3 protein-coding genes and 1 pseudogene are annotated in these 4,400 nt (G+C 72.1%); 3 read left to right on the top strand and 1 reads right to left on the bottom strand.

Annotation, left to right across the window (positions count from 1 at the left end):
• Both ABD908_RS26655 and ABD908_RS26650 read left to right on the top strand, forming a co-directional pair.
• A pseudogene (locus tag ABD908_RS26655) lies at positions 1-717 on the top strand (hypothetical protein); the annotation flags it as partial.
• Positions 641-1,372 carry a class I SAM-dependent methyltransferase gene (locus tag ABD908_RS26650; RefSeq protein ID WP_345001821.1) on the top strand — a complete coding sequence of 244 codons (732 nt, stop codon included), beginning with the start codon at positions 641-643 and terminating at the stop codon, positions 1,370-1,372. The pseudogene ABD908_RS26655 and the gene ABD908_RS26650, both read left to right, overlap by 77 nt.
• Here ABD908_RS26650 and pgfA read toward each other — a convergent pair.
• On the bottom strand, positions 1,369-2,775 hold the full coding sequence (pgfA, locus tag ABD908_RS26645) for a cell envelope lipid trafficking protein PgfA (RefSeq protein WP_345001819.1): 1,407 nt from the start codon (positions 2,773-2,775) through the stop codon (positions 1,369-1,371). The genes ABD908_RS26650 and pgfA overlap by 4 nt on opposite strands.
• A 152-nt stretch (positions 2,776-2,927) precedes the next feature.
• On the opposite strand from pgfA, the gene ABD908_RS26640 reads away from it, so the two are divergent.
• Positions 2,928-4,232: an acyltransferase family protein gene (locus ABD908_RS26640; RefSeq protein ID WP_345001818.1), complete on the top strand. Its 1,305-nt coding sequence runs from the start codon at positions 2,928-2,930 to the stop codon at positions 4,230-4,232.
• Positions 4,233-4,400 lie beyond the last annotated feature (168 nt).

Here is a 4,400-nt window from a genome sequence, read left to right as displayed (position 1 = left end):
GGCGGGACACACGCCGGCGGGCATGCGGCCGTACCCGGCCGGGCAGGCGCACCGGACCGCGCGGGCGCGCGGTCGGTGCTGCAGGCGAGCGGCATCCAACTGGTCCTGGTCGGATTCACATCCGTCGACCTGCTGCTGGCGCGTCCGGTCCTCGGCGCCGCGGCCGCGGGCACGTACGCGCTGGGCGCGGTCGTGACCAAGGCGGCGTTCTGGCTGCCGCAGGCGGTGGGTGTGGTCTTCTATCCGCGGCTGGCGTCGCCGGCGGCGTCCCGTCGGGCGCTCGAGTCCGTGCTCGTGATCCTCGGGTCGCTCACCGTCGTGTGCGCGGCCGGCGCAGCGGTGTGCGCGCCGCTGGCGACCGCCCTGGCCGGGCATGCGTACGCGCCGGTCCAGCGCTGGCTGTGGCTGTTCGCCGTCGACGGTGGCGCGCTCGCCACGCTGCAGGGCGTGCTGCTCTACGCGATCGCGGCGCACCGCGCGCGGATCTCCGGCGTCGCCTGGTGCGGTCTGATCGTCGAGGTGATCGCGCTCGCGGCGCTCGTGCACACCGTGGGCGGGATGATCACCGTCGCCGCCGCCTGCGCGGTGGCGACTACCCTGATCGCCGTCGCCGCCGCGCTCGTTCCGGTAGACCGGTGTCATGACAGAACCCAGCGGACCCGAACCCCGTGTAACCGAACCCAGCGGAGACGAACCCAGCGGAGACGAACCCGGTGAACCGGACTTCGACGGCGCATACAGAGGGCAATGGCGGGAGATCGGCGACGCCAAGCCCCCGTGGAGCATCGGCGAACCGCAGCCGGAGCTCGCGGCGCTGATCGAGCGCGGCGCGTTCCACGGCGAGGTCCTCGACGCGGGGTGCGGCGAGGCCGCGATCTCCCTGGTGTTGGCCGAGCGGGGATTCACGGTCGTCGGCCTCGACCTGTCGCCGACGGGGATCGATCTCGCGCGCGCGGAGGCACAGCGGCGCGGCGTCACCGGCGCCACCTTCGGCGTCGCCGACATCACGTCCTTCACCGGCTACGACGGCCGGTTCGGCACCATCGTCGACAGCACGCTGTTCCACTCGATCCCCGTCGAGGCGCGCGCGGGATATCAGCGGTCGATCCGGCGGGCGGCGGCGCCGGGCGCGTCGTATTTCGCGCTGGTCTTCGACCGCGCGGCGCTCCCGGCGCGTGGTCCGGGGCCGCACGCCGTCACCCGCGACGAGCTGCACGACGCCGTGGCGCCGTACTGGACGGTGGACGAGATCCGGCCTGCGTTCATCCACGCGGACCTGCCGGAGCGGGCCCGGGAGCACTCACCGTTCCAGGTCGACGGTGGCGGGCGCGTCCAGATCCCCGCCTGGCTGCTGTCCGCGCACCGCGATTAGCGCTTGGTCAGGTCCAGGATGTCGGTGTCGCCGCCGTCATCATCGGTCGTGCCGTCCTGGTCGGTCCCGCCGCCCGGGCCGTCGGCGTCCCTGTCACCGCCGTCGCCGGTGCCCGGCTCCGGTCGCTTCTGCGCGGTGAAGGCCTCGGTCACGGAGTCGTCGTCGAGGCCGCCGTGGGGCTCGCCCCGGCCGTCACCCTCCGGCGCGTCCGGCCCGTCCGGTCCGTCGGCGACGACCGGCCGCGAGCCGCCCCGCAGGGACAGCAGCACCGCGGCGATGCCGAGGAGCAGCGCGATCACACCGAGCACGCCGCCGACGATCGGCACGACCCGCTTGGCCAGCATGATCTGGTTGGCGACGGTCTTCGCGGTGTGCGCCTGGGAGACGATGGTGTCCTGATTCCACGACTGCTGCGAGTTGAACACCTCGAGCGAGAAGTTCTTCACGGCCGCGGGCGTGTTGGGCGCCGTCTGCCTGGGCGACGCGAACCACTGACGCAGGTGCGAGACCTGATCGACCAGCGTGCCGGTCTTGGGGTCGACCCACAGGTCCGTGGTGGTCTGGGCGTAGCGGTCCAGCGAGAAGAAGTCCTTCTGGTCGACGTGCGGGATGCCCCACCACTCGGCCGACATGTTGAGGGTGCTGCCGAGCGGCGCGGTGTCGCCGCTGTCGCGGATCGTGGACAGGTCGACCTCGGGGCTCGCGGCCACGAAGTGCAGCGCGTCCACCCCGTCGACGTCCCTGGTGTCGACGAACTTCATCGGCACCGACGTGCGGGTGCTCAGGTCGTAGTACGAGTAGGTGCCGGACTTGCTGGTATCGAACGGGAAGCGGTACTGGTAGCCCTTGCGGTCGGGGATCTTCACCGCGGGCGCGTCGGTGCCGGGGGAGAACACCGTCTCGGAGGTGGTGCCGTCCGGTGCAGCGGTCTTCCGATTCAGGGTGACCCGGTCGACCCACGCCTGCAGGAGGCCGTCGCCGCAGTCCTTGATCAGGGTTCCGGTGTCCGACAGCGGCGGGTGCGTCACCTGTCCGCCCTTGCCCTGCACCGAGTTGACCACCAGCGACATGCCCGACTGCACGGTCATCGAGTTCTTGTCGGACGGCGCGGTGACCAGCGTGCGGGTCTGCGTGGTCAGGAAGACGTTGTTGACCACGGCCTTCGCGGCGCCGTTCGTGATGGAGCACTGGTCGAGCAGCCGCGACGGGAACTGGCCCGACGCCTTGCTGTCCTGCTGCACGGTGGACGTCGCGACCGACGTGATGTCCAGGTTCAGCGGGATCGTCTTCAGCCGCCCGGTGACGTACAGCGGGGTGGCGATGGCGGCGGTGATGAGCAGTGCGCCGAGAAAGATCAGGATCGGTCCGAGAACGCCCGCCAGTCGGCTGCGGCCTACCGCCATCGATTCTCTCCTCTTCAGCTACGTGCCGAGCACGTCGGGTCCATCGGCTGCCAAAGCCTAACAGGAGGAACGGACACGTCCGGCCGACTGCGGGTCGGGACGGGCCGCATCGGTGGGGTGTCTCAGCATCCCGCGGTAGATTGCCCTCGATCATGTCAGCACTGCGTTCCACGCCCGCCGCCCGCGCCGGCGGCGCCCCGCCCGCACCGGCTGTACCAGCCGGTGCGGCGGGTTTCGTACCCGCCCTCGAGGGGATGCGCGCGCTCGCCGCGACCGCCGTGATGCTCACCCACATCGCGTTTCAGACGGGCCAGGTGAACGACACCGTCGCCGGCCGTGTGTGGGGGCGGTTCGACATGGCGGTGGCGGTGTTCTTCGGCCTGTCCGGGTTCCTGCTGTGGCGGGCGCACGCCCGCGCAGCGTGGACCGACGCTCCCGCGCCGTCGGCCGCGCGCTACTACCGCTCCCGGCTGGTCCGGATCCTTCCCGCGTACCTCGTCGTGGTGGTCGTGGTGCTCGCCGTGCTGCCGGAGGCGCGTGGTGCGTCACCGTCGACCTGGCTGGCGAACCTCACGCTGACGCAGGTCTTCGTGCCGTTCTCGCTGACCGAGGGACTCACCCAGATGTGGAGCCTGTCGGTCGAGATGCAGTTCTATCTGTTGGTGCCGCTGGTCGCGGTGCTCCTCGCCGGGCTGCGGGGCCCCCGAGCGCGACTGCGGGTCCCGCTGCTGATGGCGGCCGCGCTGGTGTCGGGGTCGTGGGCGTGGCTGGGCGCCGGGCTGCACTTGGCCCGGGGCGTCAACTACATGAACTGGATCCCCGGCTATGTCCCCTGGTTCGTGGCGGGGCTCGCGCTCGCCGAACTCGCAGTGGCTCCGACGGACAGGTACGTGCGTATCCGCCGGTTCGCGGCCCGACGGTGGCTGTGCTGGGCCGCCGCGGCCCTGACGTTCGCCGTGATCGCGACGCCGCTCGGTGGTCCGGTCACGCTCGACACCCCGGCGCGCTGGCAGTTCGCGACCCGCATGCTGCTGGGCGGGGTGCTCGGCTTCCTGCTCCTGGCGCCGCTGGTGCTGCCTCCGTCGGCCCGCCCTGGCGGACGACGGTGGCGGCTGTTGGACTCGGGCCCGATGCAGGCGCTCGGCCGCTGGTCGTACGGCGTCTTCATCTGGCATCTGGTGATCCTGAGCAGCGTCTTCCCGCTGTTCGGGATCATGCCGTTCCACGGCCGTATGGGGTACGTCGCGGTCCTCACGGTCGTGTTCGCCGCGGCGGTGTCGGCGGTCAGCTACTCCTGGGTGGAGGAGCCCTTCCGCGCCGCCCTGGCACGCTGGGAGGCGGCACGCCGCCCCGACAGTCCGCGCCGCGACCCGCCGTCCGACCCGCCGCCGTCCGACCCGGTGACGGGCAGCACCGACCAGGCCAGCACCGCGATTCCCGCCAGCGCCAACCCCTGAGGCAGCGGGGAGTGGCCCAGGTAGCCGTGCTCGTCGTGCCACGGTCCGCGGGCCAGGACCAGCGTCGCAGCAGCGGTGAGCGCGGCCGCAGACCACACGCGCACCGTCGCCGCCCGCCCCGCGGGTAGCCGGCCGGCCGCCACGCACCACACGGCGGCACCCGCCGCC

The organism is Tsukamurella soli (assembly GCF_039541155.1).
Lineage (GTDB): Bacteria > Actinomycetota > Actinomycetes > Mycobacteriales > Mycobacteriaceae > Tsukamurella > Tsukamurella soli.
This window is presented reverse-complemented; position numbering and strand designations above follow the sequence as displayed.